The sequence below is a fragment of the Adlercreutzia wanghongyangiae genome (assembly GCF_035989245.1).
Classification (GTDB): domain Bacteria; phylum Actinomycetota; class Coriobacteriia; order Coriobacteriales; family Eggerthellaceae; genus Adlercreutzia; species Adlercreutzia wanghongyangiae.
Genome location: NZ_JAYMFF010000009.1, coordinates 199,735 through 217,301 on the forward strand (window position 1 = coordinate 199,735; position 17,567 = coordinate 217,301).

Sequence of the window (17,567 nt, forward strand, 5' to 3'; positions counted from 1 at the left end):
TACAATAGGCCGCGAACGACGATAAGCGAGAAAGCGAGCGACCATGCCATCTGCCACGCCCCCCTATCTCACCTTGGACCCCCTGGTGGAGGCCGCCATCCGCGAGGACCGCGCGGCGGGCGCCCTGTCGAAGTGGCGCACCGACGACGCGGACGTACTGCGCCGCGAGGACCTTCCCCACGATGCGGCCACCCTGGCCCGCCCCGCCTTCGTGCGCGACATCGAGAAGGTGCTGAACATTCCCGCCTACAACCGCTATGCCGACAAGACCCAGGTGTTCTCCTTCGCGGAAAACGACGAGATAAGCCGGCGCGGGCTACACGTGCAGCTGGTCAGCCGCGTGGCCCGGGGCATCGGGAGTCTGCTCGGGCTGAACTGCGACCTCATCGAGGCCATCGCGCTCGGCCACGACGTGGGCCACACCCCTTTCGGGCACGCCGGCGAGCGCTTCCTATCGGCATGCTACCACGCCCGCACGGGCCGCTTCTTCAACCACAACGTGCACTCGGTGCGCGTGCTGGACCAGCTGTACCGCCGCAACATCTCGCTGCAGACGTTGGACGGCGTGCTGTGCCACAACGGCGAGTTCGCCCAACAGCGACTCGTGCGCGGCACCTGCGCTTCCTTCGACGAACTGGACGAGCTGGCCGAGACCTGCAACGCCGACGAGCAGACCATCAAGAGCCTGCGCCCCTCCACGCTGGAGGGCTGCGTGGTGCGCGTGGCCGACATGATCGCCTACATCGGGAAGGACCGCCAAGACGCCCTGGCCATGGGGGTGATCGACTCGCTGTCGGTGTTCGACTCCGACGTGATCGGCACCGCCAACGCGAAGATCATCAACAACCTCACCGTGGACATCGTGAACAACTCCTACGGGCGCGACCACATCGCCATGAGCGAGGAGGTGTTCGCCGACTTGAAGCGGGCCAAGCGGCAGAACTACGAGGTCATCTACTTGAAGGAGGGCATGGTCGACGAGACCGAGAACCTGGTGGAGGAGATGTTCGAGGAGATGTACGCGCGCCTTCTGGCCGACCTGGCGGCCGGACGCGAGGACTCGCCGCTCATCCGCCACCACGTGAAGCGCCTGTGCGACACGTCACGTTCCATCACGCCCGAGGCCTACCTGGCCGGCGAGCCCAACCAAATCGTAGTGGACTACATGGCGTCCATGACCGACAGCTACTTCATGGCCGTGTACGCGCACCTGTTCCCGGAAAGCCCGCGCCACATCCAAACCCGCGGCTATTGCGCCGATCTTTAAGCTTCGCTCGCCTTGACGGGACCAGGCACCTGCTGAAACCTCGCTGACTTTCGGTGCACCCTCTATCTTTTGCCTATTCTTTAAATCCGGTATCTGGCTGGTGGCAGGCGGGGTTGTCGGCAGCGGCGGTGGCCAGCGCGTCGCAGCGCTCGTTCTCGGGATGGCCCGCATGGCCCTTCACCCACACGAACGTCACCCGGTGGGGCTCCTTCGCCGCCAGCAGGCGCTGCCACAGGTCGACGTTCTTCACGGGCTGCTTCTGGGCGTTCTTCCAACCGCGGCGCAGCCAACCGGCCACCCAGTTCTGGTTGAAGGCGTTCACCAGGTACTGGGAGTCGGAGTACACCGTCACGTCGCAGGGACGGCGCAGAGCCTCCAGGCCCACGATGCAGCCGAGCAGCTCCATGCGGTTGTTGGTAGTGCACGAGAAGCCGGCCGAGAACTCCTTCTCGTGCACCGCCCCCGAGGGCGCACGGTAGCGCAGGATGGTGCCGTAGCCGCCCGGACCCGGGTTGCCGCGGGAGCTTCCGTCGGAGTAGAGCATCACTTCCATGGCGTCGCCGCCTTCCCTCGCCGCGTCGGCGCACCCGCGCACGTGGCCTGCGGCGACAAATTCGCTGAACGAGTATGTTGACTGACCGCCCACGGCGCTATAGCTCGCGCTCCTCGCGCTCGCCCAGATCGATGAGCTCCTGGCGGGTGTGCACGCCGCACTTCCCGTAGATGCGGCGCAGATGGGTGTCCACGGTGTTCTTCGAGATGAAGAACTCGCCGGCGATGCGCTCGGCCGTGCGGCCGCGCAGGGCGAGCGGCAGAATCTCCGCCTCGCGCTTCGACAGCTTCGCCCGGGTCGCGATGCGCTCGCAGGCCTCCTGGAAGCGATCGCTTTGGGCCACCACCACCGAGAGGGCCGCCATATCGCGCTCGGTGAACAGGAACAGGTAGGCGTACAGCGCCGCCACTCCGGCGAAGGCCACAAGCGCCGCGGCGGCATCGAACGTGCCGGGCAGTCCCGAGACCACCCCGCCCGCCAGCATGCCGGCGATCTCGCCGGCGAACAGGGCCGAGAAGCCGCGCGCGAAGGAGCGCACCGCACCGCGGCCCGTGATGCGGCCCATGATGAGGAAGAGCGACACCAGCACGGTGAAGATGCCGAGATAGCCCGCCAGCACCACGGCCACCCCCGACACCCCCACGCTCGCGAGCAGCGGCACGGCCACGAAGCCGCCGCCCATCAGCAGCACGGCCAGGCGGTAGGCGCCTCCGAGCGGCCCCACCTCCTGATCGGGGCCGGCGGGCAGCACGGCGCGCACCCCCGACGACAGCGGACGGCCGCCGTACAACTGCAGGGCGGCGATGCAGTAGAGCACGAACAGGAGGAAGGTGACGGAAAGCGACGCGTAGGCCGAGAACGCGGCGCTCGCGGCCAGGGCCTCCACGGCGCCGGTGGCCATGCCGTACACAGCCGTGCCCGCCACGATGCGCCCCGACAGCTTGACGGCCTCGTCCGACGGCGCCGCCTCCGTTGCCGGCGAAGGCGAAGGAGCGGCGGGGTCGTCGGCGCTCTGCGGGGTGACAGCGCCCAGGCTGCGCAGCGCCCAACCGCTTACCAGGGGCAGCGCGTACAGCACCACGTACACGCCCTGGATGGGCACCGCCACGACGAAGAAGCACACGGCGGCGCCCAGGGCGCTGCCGATGAACACCTCGGGCACCGACTGGTCGATGGGAGCCTGCCCCAGCACGCGGCCCCACAGGCACAGCAGAAGCGCGAGCGGCACACCGGCCACCACCCCCTCGGCCACGGCGAGGGCGAGCCAGGGCACATTCGGATGCAGCGCCTGCACCGCCACCAGAGCGAACAGGGCCAACGTCAGCGGGGCGGCGAAGCACACCGCAAGCCGCTCGGCCGCCACCATGAGACGGGCTCGGGGACCAGGTCGCATCATGAGGGCGAACGTAACGGCCATGGACATCAGCACGCACAGCAGATCGGCGCGATCGACGAGAAAGCCGCGCTCGGGTCCTTCGTTGTACGATCCCAGGTACAGCATGGTGAAGAGGAAGGCCTGGTTGCAGCCGAAGCCGATAATGGCGCACCGTGCCTGGTACACGCGCGGCGGTGCCGAATGAGCCATGGGCCCTCCCCTCTTGTCGTCAGTTATGTCCGACGGAGTATTGTACCCCAAAAGAGAAACGAAGCGGCACGGACCTTGGGGCCTGTGCCGCTTCGTTTGGGAGGGAGGGTTTGAACGAACCCCGCGCCCGAAAGGCGACGGGGACGGTTCACGAATGTTATTCGGCCTTCTTCTTGACGACCTTCTTCACCGCGGTGGTCTTGGCCGGAGCCGGCTCGGGCTCCTCCTCGACCACTTCCACGACCTCTTCCTCGTCGTCCTTCTTGTCGAAGGCCATGCCCTCGCGCAGGCTTTTCACGGTCTTGCCGAGGGAGGCGCCCAACTTGGGCAGGTTCTTCGGCCCGAAGATGAGCAGCACGACGATGAGGATGATAACGAGCTCGGGAACGCCCAGTCCGAGGATCTTCATAGCAGGTTCTCCTTCTTGCTTCCGAAGGCGGTCGGTTGCTTCGCGCCGCGCTTCACGGTTGCTTGCGTTTCGATGGTGCCCACTATGCCCCCTTCTAAGCTCTCTGCCTATCACGCAGACCCGTGATTTTGTCACGCAAACGAGAAAATTCCCTGTCACGTGTTTGCGTGACAGGGAGCGTTTCGGCTGGTCAGGAACTTATGGGACAGGAGAGGCGGCCTGAAGGCCGCCCCTACGGGATCTGGATCGAAAAACAGAGGGTGTCTGAAAGAAGCCAGCCAGCCTCCATCGGAGCGAACGGAATTACGAAGCCCAGGAGAACATGGAGCGGATGCGCTCGCCGGTCTTTTCGATCTCGTGGCTGTTGATGGCTTCGCGCTGCTCCAGCAGCCATGCATGGCCGTTCTCGCAGTCCTCGACGAACTCGCGGGCGAAGGTGCCGTCCTGGATGCGGGCCAGAATCTCGCGCATGGCCTCGCGGCTCTGCTCGTTGATGACCTTCGGGCCCGCGTAGTACTCGCCGTACTCGGCCGTGTTGGAGATGGAGTAGTTCATGAAGTGGATGCCGCTCTCGTACATGAGGTCCACGATCATCTTCATCTCGTGGTAGCACTCGAAGTAGGCGAGCTCGGGCGGATAGCCCGCCTCCACCAAGGTCTCGAAGCCGGCCTTCACCAGTTCCACCAAACCGCCGCACAGCACGGCCTGCTCGCCGAACAGATCCTCCTCGGTCTCCTGGGCGAAGGTGCACTTGATGACGCCCGAGCGCGCGCCGCCCACGCCCCAGGCGTAGGAAAGCGCCGTGTCCCACGCGCCGCCCGTGGCGTCCTGGGCCACGCAGATGAGATCGGGCACGCCGGAGCCCTCGGTGTACTGGCGGCGCACGATGTGGCCGGGGCCCTTGGGGGCGCACATGATGACGTCCACGTCCGCAGGCGGGGTAATATACCCGTAGTGCACGTTGAAGCCATGGGCGAAGGCCAGGGTGTCGCCCGGCTTCAGGTGCGGCGCGATGTGCTCCTCGTACACCGCGGGCTGCAACTCATCGGGCACGAGGATCATAATGAGGTCGGCCTCCTCGGCGGCGGTGGCCATATCGCACACCTTAAGGCCCGCCTCTTCGGCGGCCTGCCACGACGAGGAGCCCTCGCGCAGGCCCACGCGCACGTCGCAGCCGGAATCCTTCAGGTTCAGCGCATGGGCATGGCCCTGACTGCCGTAGCCGATAACGGCGATCTTCTTGTCCTTGATGATCTCGGGGTTGCAGTCCTCTTCGTAGTAGATGGTGACGGCCATGGGTTTCCTTTCTTTTCTGAGTTAACAAGCCGATACGTTATCTAACAAGCGAGCAGTCGGGCCACGCGGCATGCCAATTCGCTCAGACAGTCCTCGCTTTGTGGAACAGTCCACCGGACTGCTCCAGTCGCTGCGGAACTCGCTCGGTTGGCACGCCCCGTGTCCCCATCGCTTTGTTACCCTTCCAATAAAGATCCTTCGACTTCGCGCTGCACGCTCCGCTCAGGATGACACGGGCTAATCTCGTGAGCTGCGGGAGAGGGCCACCTTGCCGGTGCGAACGGTCTCCTTGATGCCGTAGGCCCGCAGTAGGTCCTCCAAACCCTTGAGCTTCGCGTCGTCGCCGGTGGCCTCGATGGTGAGCGAGCTCTTGCCCACATCCACGATCTTCGCGCGGAAGATATTCGCGATCTCGATGATCTCGCTTCTCCGCTCGGCAGCCGCGTTCACCTTGAACAGCACCAGCTCGCGCTGGATGGCGCCTTCGTCGGTGAGGTCGGTGATCTTGTGGACGGAGATGAGCTTGTGCAGCTGCTTGGTAATCTGCTCGAAGGCCACGTCATCGGCGAGCACGATGGCAGTCACCCGCGACATGGTGGGATCTTCGGTGGGACCCACCGACAGCGACTCGATATTGAACCCGCGTCGGGAGATGAGACCTGTCACCCGGGACAGCACGCCGGGGCGGTTCTCCACCAGAACGGACAGAACGTGCTTCATCGCCGCGCCTCCTTTCCCCCACCGTCGGCGCGGAAGAGGGTCTTCCAATCCTCGGGCGCCACGTCCACCGTGGAGCCGTCCTGGCCCAGGCGCGCGCCGGTGTCCTGCGGGTCCACTTCCCAACGGCCGCCGAACTGCGCATCGATCTTGGCGCAGGGCGACGTGGCGGCCGATGCGGCACCTGCGAGCGTCCGCGGGCTGCCGGGAGCGGCGGGCACATCGGTGCGCACGGCGCCCACGGCCACGTCGATGGCGCCCATGATGTTGTTGAGGGCCGCGCCCGGCGCCACCATGGGGTACACGCTCTGCTCGCGCGAGATGGCCACATCCAGCAGATAGGGGCCCTTCGCGGCCAGCATGCGCCCGATGGCGGCAGCCACCTCGGCGGGATCGTCCACGCGTTCCCCCTCCCAACCGTAGGCGTCGGCCAGCTTCACGAAATCGGGCACCGCGTCCAGCAGCGTCTCGGAGTAGCGCTTGTCGTAGAACAGCTTCTGCCACTGGTGCACCATGCCGAGGCAGCGGTTGTCCATGATCATCACCTTCACCGGAATGTGGTTGATGGCGGCCGTGGCCATTTCCTGGGAGTTCATCTGGAACGAGCCATCGCCGGCGATGCACACCACCGTGGCATCGGGCCGGGCCACCGCCGCACCGATGGCAGCGGGGAAGCCGAAGCCCATGGTGCCGAGGCCGCCCGACGACAGGAACGTGCGGGGCGCTTCGCGGGGCAGGAACTGGTGAGCCCACATCTGGTGCTGGCCCACCTCGGTGGTCACCACCGACGACGCCGGATCCAGCTGACGGCCCAGCTCGGCGATGACCAGCTCGGGCACGATCTCGTCGACGGTCTCGCTCACGGCCATGTTGGGATGGTAGAACGGGTAACGCGCGCGCCAGGCGGCGATGTCGGCCACCCATTGGTCGTCGCGAGGTGCGGCCCCGTCCTTGTCCAGCGTGGCCAGCATGCCCGCGAGCACGCCCTTCAAATCGCCCACAATGGGCACGTTGGCATCGCGGATCTTGCCGATCTCGGCCGGGTCGATATCGATATGCACGATCTTCGCGTTGGGGGCGAACTCCGACAAGCGCCCGGTTACGCGATCGGAAAAGCGGGCGCCCGCCGCGATGATGAGATCGGCCTCGGTCATGGCCATGTTCGAGTACTTCGCTCCGTGCATGCCCACCGGCCCCAGGTTCAGCGGATGGCTGGCGGGCACGCCGCCCTTGCCCATAAGGGTGACCACCGCCGGCACCTGCATACGGTCCATGAGCGCCACCAGCTCGTCGGTGGCCTCGGAGCTGATAACGCCGCCGCCCACGTACAGCAGCGGCTGCTCGGCCTCCTCCAGCAGACGGCAGGCCGCCCGTATCTGCTTGGCGTTGCCGCGGTAGGTGGGCTTGTAGGAGGGCAGGTGCACCTCGTCGGGGTACGCGAACACCATGGACTCCCCCGCCAAATCGCTGGGAACGTCGATGAGCACGGGGCCGGGACGCCCGGTGACGGCGATGTGGAAGGCCTCGCGCATGGTGGCCGTCAGCTCGTCGGTGGACTGCAGCAGATAGGAGTGCTTCACCACGGGCATGGTGATGCCCACGATGTCGGACTCCTGGAACGAGTCGGTGCCGATAACACCGCGGCCCACCTGGCCGGTGATGATCACCAGAGGCACCGAGTCCATGTAGGCCGTGGCGATACCGGTCACGGTGTTAGTGGCGCCGGGCCCCGAGGTGACCATCACCACGCCGGGGCGCCCCGTGGCCCGCGCATAGCCGTCGGCCATGTGCACCGCCCCCTGCTCGTGGCGGGCCAGGATGTGGGTGATCTGGTCGGAATCGTACAGCGCGTCGTATAGCTTGATGGCCTGACCGCCCGGGTAGCCGAACACGGTGTCGACCCCCTCGGCCTCCAAGCTGGCAATGACGGCCTCGGCGCCCAGCATGGTGCGCCCCTGCTTGGCCGTGGCCGACCCCGCGCCCCGCGGCGCGCCCTGCGCCGCGGCCGTGCGACGCGGCGCCGCCACGGTGCCGTACTCGATGGTTTCCCTCTGCTCGCTCACAGGATGATCGCCCCCTTGTCGGCCGATGAGACTAGCTTCGCGTACTTGGCCAGCACGCCGTGATGGTGCTTGGGCGCCGGCGCGGCCCAGCGCGCACGGCGGCGCTCCAGCTCGTCGTCGGGCACGTGCAGCGTCAGCACGCCGCCCTCGATGTCGACGGTAATGGTATCGCCCTCGCAGATGAGCGCGATGGGGCCGCCAGCCGCGGCCTCGGGACTCACATGCCCCACCGCCGGGCCCTTGGTGGCGCCGGAGAAGCGGCCGTCGGTGATGAGAGCCACGCTGTCGGAAAGCCCCCTGCCGCAGATGGCCGAGGTGGGCGTGAGCATCTCGCGCATACCGGGGCCGCCCCGCGGCCCCTCGTAGCGGATGACCACCACGTCGCCCGCTGCTATGGCACCCCCGTTGATGGCCGCGCAGGCCGCCTCCTCGGAGTCGAACACGCGGGCCGGCCCCGTGTGCCGCATCATGGCGGGGCTCACGGCCGCCTTCTTCACGATGGCCCCGTCGGGTGCGATGTTGCCGTGCAGCACGCGCAGCGCCCCGGCGGACGAGAACGGGTCGTCGCCCGTGCGGCACACCTCGCCGTCGGCGGGCGGGCAGCTGGCCAGATAGTCGGGCAAAGGTCCCATGCAGGTGAGGGCGGTCTCGTCCAGCAGCCCCAGCCGCCCGAGCTCGCCCATCACCGCCGGCACCCCGCCGGCGTGGTACAGATCGATGAGCGGGCGGGGGCCGGCGGGTGCGAGCTTCACCAGATGCGGCGTGCGGGCGCTGGCCGCATCCCACGTGTCCATGGTAATGGGGCAGCCGGCGGCCTGCGCGATGGCCGTCAGGTGCAGCACGGTGTTGGTGGAACCGCCGAAGGCCATGTCGCACTCCATGGCGTTGTGCACCGCCGCCGCGTTCAGGATGTCGCCCAGGCACACGCCGTCGCGCAAAAGTTCCATCACCTTCATGCCCGCGCGCTTGGCGAGGCGTATCCGCTCGGAGTACACAGCCGGCACCGTGCCGTTGCCGGGCAGCGCGATGCCGAGCGCCTCGCACAGGCAGTTCATGGAGTTCGCCGTGAACATGCCCGAGCAGCTGCCGCAGGTGGGGCACGCCGTGTTCTCGTAGAAGGCCAGCTCCTCCTCAGTCATAGTTCCGGCAGCCACCTTCCCCGCCCCGTCGAAGAGCGTGTTCAGATCGGTGGAGGGACCGGTGCCGCCGGGCTGGGCGCCGGGGAGCATGGGGCCGCCCGACACGAACACTGTGGGAAGATTCAGCCGCAGCGCCCCCAGAATCATGCCGGGCACGATCTTGTCGCAGTTGGGAATGCACACAAGCCCATCGAAGGCGTGGCCGGCCACGGCGCACTCCAGCGAGTCGGCGATCACCTCGCGGGACACAAGCGAGTAGTGCATGCCCTCGTGGTTCATGGCGATGCCGTCGCACACGCCGATCGTGGATATCTCGAAGGGCACGCCGCCGGCCAGGTAGATGCCGGCCTTCACGGCCTCGGCGATCTTGTCGAGGTTCGTGTGCCCCGGGATGATGTCGTTGCGGGCGTTGAATACCGCGATGAAGGGACGATCCATCTCCTCGTCGGTGATGCCGTCGGCCTTCAGCAGACTGCGGTGGGGCGCCCGCGCCGTGCCGCGCTTGATCTGGTCGCTTCGCAGATCCACCAGCTCTCCTTTCCCTCGGCCGGGAATACCCCGGCAAACAAAAAACCCGCTGCTCTCGCACCGGGTCCGGGAATGGCTGGAAGTACGCCAGGGCACGCCTGGCGCGGGAAAGCCTCGACATATGACGGTGTCGCCGGTCCGGTGCTACTAGCGCGCCCGCACCCGGCGGTAAGCCGGCAGCGCGGACGTCGTTCTCACCAAACTGCTCGGAGGGCTTGTTCGGAACGGCCGCCTGCCTGCTCGCAGATTCCGCAGGCTTGCTGCAAGGCGGCTTGGCCCCTACTGGTCCTCGTCAACGCATTTGCGCTATGAACTTGGCTGCGCAGTATACGCCTCTTCAACGCCATTGCAAGGTAAAACGGTCATCTTTTTTGTATACGGAACGCCAACGAAACGGCACGGCCCGTGACAAATGCGCTACTCCTCCGTGACGGTTGACGACCTGTCACGGCAGGACAGCGCCCCTTTTCTATTATGGATCGGGTATACCCTGGCGCGCGAGAGAGGATGTGACCATGGGCGCGACCACCGTGAAAGTACACCGCCGCAAGCTGCCTTCCACCGGCCCGTCCGCCCACGTGGCCGCCAAGGCCCGCGCCCTCATCCAAACGGCGCGGGGCAAGATCGGCGGGACGGCCTCGCCAGCCGAGGCCGCGGGCGGCACCGACACCGCCGCCGCGCCCGCGGGCGCAACTGCCGCCGCAGCGGCAAACCTCCCCGCGGCCCGCAAGCCCGCGCGCCGGGCGGGCGGCGATCCCGCGCCGGGCGCTGGCCAGCCCTCCCCGGCGACCCTCACCCCGTGCACGACCGCGGCGGGCACGCCCGTATCGGCCGCGGCCCCCACCGTCGCCCGCGACAACGCCCAGGCCCTCGTGCGCCGCGTGCAGCCGGCCACCAGCCGGCCCCCGCTCGCCTGCGCCGGCGCCTTCCAGGCCGACCCGGTGCTCGCGAGCCGCGCCCGGCGCGGAGCCTACCCGGTGGCGCCGCCCTCGCTGGGGTCGTTCTGCCGTTACGTGACCGACCGGGCCGACCTGCGCGACCTGCGCGCCCGCGGCCTGGCCTCGCTGGTACGCGAGCGCCGCGGGCTGCAGCTGGCGCTGGCGGCCGTCATCGCGATGGTGGCCATCTCCCTGGCGGTGCTGCTGGCCTACTTCTGCCTCACGCCGCCCACGGCCAACGCCGATTCCCCCTACGCCGCGGTGGAGGTGGGCGAACTTGAGAGCACACCGGCCGAGAAGTGGAGGGCCGGCGAGATTCCCTCCCTCTATCAAAGCGACGCCGCCTGGGCCGCCACCCCCTACGGCCAGGACACCCTGGGCGGAGCCGGCGCGGCGCCCACGGCCCTGGCCATGGCTTACGTGGCCGTCACCGGCGACACGGCGCGCACGCCCGTGGACTTCGCCCAGTGGGCCACCGACCACGACCTGACCGCCTCCGGCACCGACACCGTGACCGCCTTCCTCACCCGGGCCGCGCCCGACTTCGGCCTGAACCTGGTGGCCATCGCCGCCGACGAGCACGCCCTGCGGCACGCCATCGTGTCCAACGTGCCCGTGCTGGTGGTCACCCAGCCCGGCACCTTCTCGCCCACTTCCAGCGTGGTGGTGCTGGACGACATCGACCGCGACAGCCGCATCGTGTTGCACGACCCCATGAGCGCCACGCGCACGGGAAAGGGCTGGGAGTTCGCCGACATCACCACCGCGGCCGCCCAGGTATTCGAGGTGCACGCCGCATAGGAAATCGTATGCACGACCTCCGCGATGCAAAAGTCGTGCATACGAGGCGAATTGCTTTCAAAACGACGGTTAGCGTAGTCTTCTGTCGCCATTATCCAGAAATATGCTTTCAAAACGACGGGTAGCGTAGTCCGAAACTACGCTACCCGTCGTTTCCAAAGCAATTCACGAATTCCCTCGCAACGGTTCCAGGGGTTTGGGTGTTTTCTTCGTTTTCCAAGAGCGGTAATGTGTGGGAAAGCAACTGAAACCCATCGCAAGGAGACGTCATGACCTACCGCAACGTAAAACTGCACCCCGCATCCCGCATCGCGCCGAACGCCACCCTCGTGGGCGACGTGGAGGTGGCCGAGAACGCCACCATCCTGTTCAACGCCACCCTGCGCGGCGACTACGGCAGCCGCATCTATATCGGCGAGGGCTCCAACGTGCAGGAGAACAGCTGCCTGCACCTGGATTACGACCAGGACTGCATCGTGGGCCGCGGCGTGACCATCGGGCACGGGGCCGTGGTGCACGGCTGCACCTTGGGCGACAACGTGCTGGTAGGCATGGGAGCGGTGGTGATGAACGGGGCGAACATCGGCGCGAACTCGCTGGTGGCCGCAGGCGCCTTGGTGACCGAGGGCATGCAGGTGCCGGAAGGGTCGCTGGTGGTGGGCGTGCCCGCGAAGGTGCGCCGCGCGCTGACCGACGAGGAGATCGCCGGCAACCGCACGGCCGCCGAGGGCTACGCCGCCATCGGAGCCGATCTGGTGGCCGAGAACATCCTGTACGCCGGCGCCGACGTGCCCTGCGACATCCGCACCATCGCCCTGAAGCAGGACTAACGGCCCGGCCACAGGACGAAACGAACTGTTTCATCGCGAAACACCCCGTTGCTTCCCTCCCCCTTCCGCCCTTCCTAATCTATTGCCGTCAGGAAATCGGCGGCAACTCCCGAATCGGCCGCCAAAAAGAAAGCCGCGCAGGCGGCGGAAAGGGAGGGTTCATGCAAAACGACATCAGCAGGCGCTCGTTCATCGCCGGGGGCGCCCTGGGCGTCCTTGGCGCGGCGACCATCGGCATCGCGGGATGTGCGCCGCAACCGTCGTCGCCCGAGACCGGTGCCCCCGGTGGCGACGGAAAACTCGCCGCTACCAGCGGACACTCGTGGGAGACGACCCCCGAGCCCATCGACGAGAGCGCCATCGCCGACACCTCCGAGGCCGATGTCATCGTGGTGGGCGCCGGCATCTCCGGCTTCTCAGTGGCCTGCAGCGCCATCGACGAGGGGCTGAAGGTGATCATGATCGCCAAGGGCGAGCGCCCCGCGGGCCAAGGCGGCTCCATGTTCGGCTTCAACAGCAAGCTGTGCCGCGAGCTGGGCGTCAACCCCGACCCCGGCGAGGTGCTGCGCGATCTGTACGCCGTCAGCGGCTACAGTCTGGACGAGAACTTGTGGAGCATCTACGTGAAGGAGTCGGGCGTGGCCCTCGACTGGGCCTGCGACATCGCCCGCGACGGCGGACTGACCCCCGTCATCGCTGCCGGCGACCCGCGCGACGAGTACGACGGCGAGCACATGTTCCTCGGCGGGGAGAACGGCCCCCGCACCGACACCCATCCCATCATCGACTTCCTCCCCATCATGGAGGCCGCCTACGCCCCCAAGGGCCTCGACGTGCGCTACAAGATGTGCGCCGTGAGCCTCGACAAGCAAGGCGATCGCGTCACCGGCGTGGTGGCCCAGGACGAAGACGGAGCCTACCACCGCTTCACCGGCGCCAAGGGCGTGGTCATGGCAACGGGCGACTTCGCGGGCAATCCCGAGATGCTGGAAGCCTGGTGCCCCATGGGAGCTGACGAGGCCATCCTGAACGTCAGCCCCGGCAACACGGGAGACGGCCACGCGCTCATTCTGCAGGCCGGCGGCGCCCTGGAGCACACCGCACCGCTGGCGCCCATGGTTTTCTCGAACGCCATGGGCGGCCCCTCCGCGAAGGTGGGCCCCGACGAGGTGCGCGACGCCTACGCGAACGACCCGGCGAAGCTGGAGATCTTCGACTGTGCCAAGGAGGCCATCTTCTCGCTGAACGGGTCGAAGTGGTGCCTCGGCGTGACCGATAAGGGCGAGCGCTACGGTTGCGAGCAGGGCGGTTTCGGCCAGCGCGGCATCCAGCAGGTGCGCTACGGCGGCCACAGCTTCAACATCTACGACTCCGAGTGGCCCTACCACATGCCCGAGATCGCCGGGCGCGTCGGCGGTCACGTGTCCACAGGCGAGGAGCTGGCCATGGTGATGTGCCCCGAGGGCAAGGGCTACGACACCCTCGACGAGTTGGCGGCCGACTTCGGCATGCCGGCCGATACGCTGAAGGCCACCGTGGAACGCTACAACGCCCTGTGCGAGGCCGGTTACGACGAGGACTTCTACAAGCCCGCCGACCAGCTGCACCCCGTGAAGACACCGCCGTTCTACTGCGACGAGCATACCTCCATGCTGCTCGTGACCATGGGCGGCATCCGCACCGATAGCGACATGCACGTGCTCAACGAGAACGACGAGATCGTCGAGGGCCTCTACTGCAACGGCACCATGGCCGGCGGCATGTTCGCGAACTCGTACGTCACCGTCATGCCCGGCGTGAACATGGGCCGCAGCCTCACCTTCGGCTACCGCCTGGGCAAGCACCTCGCCTCGCTGTAGGCCGCCGCAACATCATCGGGCCGCGCCCGCCAGCCCCCAGCCAAGGATCCTCCCCGCTTGGCTGGGGGCTTCTTTCATGGGTCCTATCGCCTCTCCGCCTGCACAAACGCCAGGAACCGCTCCAGATTCGTCGTCGGCGCCTCGCCCGGAACCGCTGAAATCCCCCGGTCGCGCGAGAAGCAGATGCCGTAGTCCCACCGGCCTTCCTCCAAAGGCACCGCCGCGATGCCCGGCACCTCGAGCCGCATGCGCTCGTGCTCGGCGACGATCGTCGAGGCCTGGCCGCGGCGCACGAGGTCGTACGTGAACGACTTGTCGTTCGACGACACGGACATCAGCGGGGAGACGGAAGCCTGCTCGCAAAACGCGTCGAAGGCACGGCGCGTCTTGAACCCGCGATCGACCAACACCAACGGCTCACCGTCGAAGTGCGTGAAGGGCAGCGACGATAAACCCGCGGCGGGATGCTCCTCGCTCATCAGCACATAGAGCTGCTCGGAGCCGAGAAACACCGTCTCCATATCCTCCTCGGCAACGGGCAGAACGGCGAAGCCGAAATCGAGGGCGCCGGTGCGCAGGCCGTCGATCAGCCCCTGCTCGGACACGTCCGAGCAGTGCAGCTCGATCGCGGGATAGCTTCTGCGGAAGGCCTCCAGCACAGGCAGCATCACGCCGAGCAGGTCGGGCTCGAATCCGAGGTGCAGCCACTTCGCATCCGACAGTCCGGAGAGCCGCACCACCTCCTTCAGCTCGGCCCACGACCGGGAGGTGCTCGCCGCGAAGGCGTAGAAGCGGTCGCCGTTCTCCGTCGGCTTCAGCCCCGTCGACGTACGCACGAACAGATCGCAGCCCAGCTCGGTCTCGAATCCCCGCAGAGCCCGATTGGCGCCCTGGGGCGTCATGAAGCAAGCCTCAGCCGCCTTGGCGATCGATCCTTTGCGGTACATCTCCACGAACAGGGTAAGGGAATCGATGTTCACGCCCCGCTCCTTTCTCGCTAACCGACCAGCTTCGACGCCGCAATCTTCTCCCAGCCTCTCCCCGCGGGACGGCTGAAGCCGCCCCCTACGGAGGGACCCCGCCCCTGTGGGACCCCGCCTCTCCCCGCGGGACGGCTGACGCCGCCCCCTACGGAGGGACCCCGCCCCTGTGGGCCCCCGCCTCTCCCCGCGGGACGGCTGAAGCCGCCCCCGACGGAGGGACCCCGCCCCGGTGGGACCCCGCCTCTCCCCGCGGGACGGCTGAAGCCGCCCCCTACGGAGGGACCCCGCCCCTGTGGGACCCCGCCTCTCCCCGCGGGACGGCCAACACCCGTAGGGGCGGGCTTCAGCCCGCCCTGCTTGTCCGAGCCCTCCCCCGACGCACCTCCTCGAACGCCGTCAGCGTTCCTCCATGGCGCTCAGGATGCCCTCGATGAGGCGGCAGAAATCGTCCTCGCGCGTCGCGGCCACCTCGTGTACCTCCTCATCGGAGGGGCTTGCGCCCTCAACGCCGCAAGCCATGTTGCTCAGAAGCGAGATGCCAAGCACGCGCATGCCCACGTGCCGTGCGGCGATGACCTCCTCGCACACCGACATGGCCACGGAATCGGCGCCCCAGGCGCGAAACATCCGAATCTCGGCCGGCGTCTCGAAGGAAGGGCCCAAAAGCCCCAGGTACACGCCTTCCTGTACCGGCACGGACAGCTTATCGGCCACTCGGTGCGCCAGAACGCGCAAAGCAGGGTCGTAGGCGTCCATCATGCTGAAGAACCGCGGCGCCATGGCATCGGGCTCGGTGCCCGTAACGGGATTGCGCCCGGTGAAGTTCAGCTGGTCGGCCATGATGCAGAACTCGCCCACCCGGTACGACTCGTTGATGGCGCCGGCAGCGTTGGTGGTGATGAGCGTGCGCGCGCCAAGGCGCTCCATGAGCCACACGGGGAAGGCCACCTCTTGGGCCGTGTATCCCTCGTAGCCGTGCAGACGCCCTTGCATGGCGAGCACCCGCTTACCGCCGAGCATGCCGGCCACGAAGCGCCCCACGTGGCCGTTCGCGGTGGACACGCCCATGCCGGGCACCTCGCCGAAGGGGGTGAAGACCGGGTCGGCGATACGCTCGGCAAGCGGACCGAGCCCCGAACCCAGAATGAGTCCCACCTCGGGCGCGAAACCCGCGAGGCGCTCCTCCATAACGCGCTGCGCCGCATCCAGCGTCTCCTTCAGATTCTCCAGCGCCATGAGCCGCTCTCCTTTCTCGGCAACGGCCGCTACCTCAGCTCTGCCGTCATTGTAGCGCGGCAATCTCCTCCGCGCACCGTACGCCCACCTTCCAGGGGGGGACGTCGCCTTTTTTCAGGAATGGCCCCGAAAGGCAACGGGCGGCCGCTAGCGCAAATACGCCACCAGCACACGAGGTCGGCCCGCCAGGTCGTCCACGATGCGCACGTCGGCGAAGCCGGCCTGCTCGGCCACAGCGCGGGCAGCTTCCATGTGCCCCTCGTGCAGCTCGCAGGCGAGCACGCCCCCCGGCTTCAAGGCACGGGCCGCCCATGCGGCCAGGGGACGGAACAGATCAAGCCCGTCGGCGCCGCCATCTAAGGCGAGCGTAGGCTCGAAGTCGGCCACCTCGCGGGGAATGTCCGCCAGCACGGCGGTGGGCACGTAGGGTGGATTGGAAACCACCGCGTCGAAGGTGCCCATGCGCTTGGCCCCGATGCCCACGCCCAAGCTGCACTCCAACACCGCCACGCGGTCGGAAAGCCCCAGGGCCTCGATGTTCTCCTTGGCCAGGGTCACGGCCTCAGGCGCGATGTCGGTGGCGATCACGCGCACGTCGCCGTGCTCGTAGGCCAGCGAACAGGCGATGCAGCCCGTACCCGTGCACAGGTCGGCCACAAGCAGGCTTTTGCCTTGCAGTTCGGCACCTTCCCGCGGTGTCGCACCTTCCCGCGGTGCAGTTTCTTCCGTAGGGGCGGACTTCAGTCCGCCCTCGTCTGGCGAGGGCGACTCACTTGAGGAGGGGCGACTGAAGTCGCCCCCTACGGGATCGTCCGACGAGTGAACCTCATCGGCGCTCCTTTGGTTTTCCGCCAGCGCCTCCCCCGCCTCCTCCAGGGCCTTCTTCACGGCGGCCACGGCCTCGCGCTCCTGGGCGGCGGCCTCGGCGTTCCACGCCACCTCCCGACCCGTCGGCGCCGGCAGCGCCGCCAGCACCTCGCTCACGAGCACCTCGGTCTCGGGCCGCGGAATGAGCACACCGGGGCGCACCTTCACATTAATGTGCCGGAAGGTCACTTCCCCGGTGATGTACTGCAAAGGCTCCCCCGCCCCGCGCCGTCGCACGTAATCGCGCAGCAAGGCGCGCTCCTCCTCCGAGAGCGGTCGATCGTAGTTGACGAACAGGTGCATGCGCGAGAGCCCCGTCGCCTCGGACAACAACCACTGAGCCGACAGCCGCGGGTTCTCATCCCCCTTCTCAGCCAGATACCCCTCAGTCCACTCAAGAGCAGATTTAATGGTCCACGTTTCGTTCGTCACCGTTCCACACCTTCCCCAACCATGGGAGAGTCAGGCTCGGATGGTCGGTGGAGGTCCGCGCGGA

14 protein-coding genes are annotated in these 17,567 nt (G+C 67.4%); 4 read left to right on the top strand and 10 right to left on the bottom strand.

Annotation, left to right across the window (positions count from 1 at the left end; translation table 11 throughout):
- Positions 1–43: 43 nt before the first annotated feature.
- Positions 44–1,267: a deoxyguanosinetriphosphate triphosphohydrolase family protein gene (locus VIN30_RS05915; RefSeq protein WP_326424564.1), complete on the top strand. Its 1,224-nt coding sequence runs from the start codon at positions 44–46 to the stop codon at positions 1,265–1,267.
- A gap of 73 nt (positions 1,268–1,340) precedes the next feature.
- Here the strand turns inward: VIN30_RS05915 and rnhA are convergent, their stop codons facing one another.
- The 7 genes from rnhA to ilvD all read right to left on the bottom strand — a co-directional run bounded on the left by rnhA (position 1,341) and on the right by ilvD (position 9,557).
- Positions 1,341–1,820 (bottom strand): ribonuclease HI, encoded by a 480-nt coding sequence (gene rnhA, locus VIN30_RS05920; RefSeq protein WP_326424563.1) that lies wholly within the window; start codon positions 1,818–1,820, stop codon positions 1,341–1,343.
- Positions 1,821–1,917: 97 nt separating this feature from the next.
- Complete coding sequence (locus VIN30_RS05925; RefSeq protein ID WP_326424562.1) at positions 1,918–3,405, bottom strand: helix-turn-helix transcriptional regulator; 1,488 nt, start codon at positions 3,403–3,405, stop codon at positions 1,918–1,920.
- 157 nt (positions 3,406–3,562) lie between these two features.
- Positions 3,563–3,814 carry a twin-arginine translocase TatA/TatE family subunit gene (gene tatA / locus VIN30_RS05930; protein ID WP_326424561.1) on the bottom strand — a complete coding sequence of 84 codons (252 nt, stop codon included), beginning with the start codon at positions 3,812–3,814 and terminating at the stop codon, positions 3,563–3,565.
- A gap of 303 nt (positions 3,815–4,117) precedes the next feature.
- A complete protein-coding gene (gene ilvC / locus VIN30_RS05935; RefSeq protein ID WP_326424560.1) occupies positions 4,118–5,110 on the bottom strand; it encodes a ketol-acid reductoisomerase in 993 nt (330 codons plus the stop codon).
- 237 nt (positions 5,111–5,347) lie between these two features.
- The gene (gene ilvN, locus VIN30_RS05940; protein ID WP_326424559.1) at positions 5,348–5,830 is read right to left on the bottom strand and encodes an acetolactate synthase small subunit; all 483 of its coding nucleotides are present in this window, start codon (positions 5,828–5,830) and stop codon (positions 5,348–5,350) included.
- On the bottom strand, positions 5,827–7,854 hold the full coding sequence (gene ilvB, locus VIN30_RS05945) for a biosynthetic-type acetolactate synthase large subunit (RefSeq protein ID WP_326424676.1): 2,028 nt from the start codon (positions 7,852–7,854) through the stop codon (positions 5,827–5,829). Before ilvB ends, ilvN begins: the two co-directional genes overlap by 4 nt.
- A gap of 32 nt (positions 7,855–7,886) precedes the next feature.
- Positions 7,887–9,557 carry a dihydroxy-acid dehydratase gene (ilvD, locus tag VIN30_RS05950; protein WP_326424558.1) on the bottom strand — a complete coding sequence of 557 codons (1,671 nt, stop codon included), beginning with the start codon at positions 9,555–9,557 and terminating at the stop codon, positions 7,887–7,889.
- Between the two features lie 515 nt (positions 9,558–10,072).
- Here ilvD and VIN30_RS05955 point away from each other — a divergent pair.
- The 3 genes from VIN30_RS05955 to VIN30_RS05965 all read left to right on the top strand — a co-directional run bounded on the left by VIN30_RS05955 (position 10,073) and on the right by VIN30_RS05965 (position 13,985).
- On the top strand, positions 10,073–11,296 hold the full coding sequence (locus VIN30_RS05955) for a cysteine peptidase family C39 domain-containing protein (protein ID WP_338210043.1): 1,224 nt from the start codon (positions 10,073–10,075) through the stop codon (positions 11,294–11,296).
- Between the two features lie 269 nt (positions 11,297–11,565).
- Complete coding sequence (locus tag VIN30_RS05960) at positions 11,566–12,126, top strand: gamma carbonic anhydrase family protein (RefSeq protein WP_326426689.1); 561 nt, start codon at positions 11,566–11,568, stop codon at positions 12,124–12,126.
- A 161-nt stretch (positions 12,127–12,287) separates the two neighbouring features.
- On the top strand, positions 12,288–13,985 hold the full coding sequence (locus VIN30_RS05965; RefSeq protein ID WP_326426691.1) for an FAD-dependent oxidoreductase: 1,698 nt from the start codon (positions 12,288–12,290) through the stop codon (positions 13,983–13,985).
- Positions 13,986–14,068: 83 nt separating this feature from the next.
- On the opposite strand, the gene VIN30_RS05970 is transcribed toward VIN30_RS05965, so the two are convergent.
- The 3 genes from VIN30_RS05970 to VIN30_RS05980 all read right to left on the bottom strand — a co-directional run bounded on the left by VIN30_RS05970 (position 14,069) and on the right by VIN30_RS05980 (position 17,503).
- Positions 14,069–14,965 carry a LysR family transcriptional regulator gene (locus VIN30_RS05970; RefSeq protein WP_326426694.1) on the bottom strand — a complete coding sequence of 299 codons (897 nt, stop codon included), beginning with the start codon at positions 14,963–14,965 and terminating at the stop codon, positions 14,069–14,071.
- A gap of 399 nt (positions 14,966–15,364) precedes the next feature.
- Positions 15,365–16,204 (bottom strand): purine-nucleoside phosphorylase, encoded by an 840-nt coding sequence (locus tag VIN30_RS05975; RefSeq protein ID WP_326426695.1) that lies wholly within the window; start codon positions 16,202–16,204, stop codon positions 15,365–15,367.
- Positions 16,205–16,351: 147 nt separating this feature from the next.
- Positions 16,352–17,503, bottom strand: coding sequence for a N5-glutamine methyltransferase family protein (locus VIN30_RS05980; RefSeq protein WP_326426697.1), 1,152 nt, complete (start codon positions 17,501–17,503; stop codon positions 16,352–16,354).
- Positions 17,504–17,567 lie beyond the last annotated feature (64 nt).

What these genes read in the sequence shown, in the direction of transcription:
- VIN30_RS05975 (WP_326426695.1), bottom strand. Translation starts at nt 16,204, where the DNA reads ATGGCGCTGGAGAATCTGAAGGAGACGCTGGATGCGGCGCAGCGCGTT.
- rnhA (WP_326424563.1), bottom strand. Translation starts at nt 1,820, where the DNA reads ATGGAAGTGATGCTCTACTCCGACGGAAGCTCCCGCGGCAACCCGGGT.
- VIN30_RS05960 (WP_326426689.1), top strand. Translation starts at nt 11,566, where the DNA reads ATGACCTACCGCAACGTAAAACTGCACCCCGCATCCCGCATCGCGCCG.
- VIN30_RS05965 (WP_326426691.1), top strand. Translation starts at nt 12,288, where the DNA reads ATGCAAAACGACATCAGCAGGCGCTCGTTCATCGCCGGGGGCGCCCTG.
- VIN30_RS05925 (WP_326424562.1), bottom strand. Translation starts at nt 3,405, where the DNA reads ATGGCTCATTCGGCACCGCCGCGCGTGTACCAGGCACGGTGCGCCATT.
- ilvN (WP_326424559.1), bottom strand. Translation starts at nt 5,830, where the DNA reads ATGAAGCACGTTCTGTCCGTTCTGGTGGAGAACCGCCCCGGCGTGCTG.
- ilvC (WP_326424560.1), bottom strand. Translation starts at nt 5,110, where the DNA reads ATGGCCGTCACCATCTACTACGAAGAGGACTGCAACCCCGAGATCATC.
- tatA (WP_326424561.1), bottom strand. Translation starts at nt 3,814, where the DNA reads ATGAAGATCCTCGGACTGGGCGTTCCCGAGCTCGTTATCATCCTCATC.
- VIN30_RS05915 (WP_326424564.1), top strand. Translation starts at nt 44, where the DNA reads ATGCCATCTGCCACGCCCCCCTATCTCACCTTGGACCCCCTGGTGGAG.
- VIN30_RS05955 (WP_338210043.1), top strand. Translation starts at nt 10,073, where the DNA reads ATGGGCGCGACCACCGTGAAAGTACACCGCCGCAAGCTGCCTTCCACC.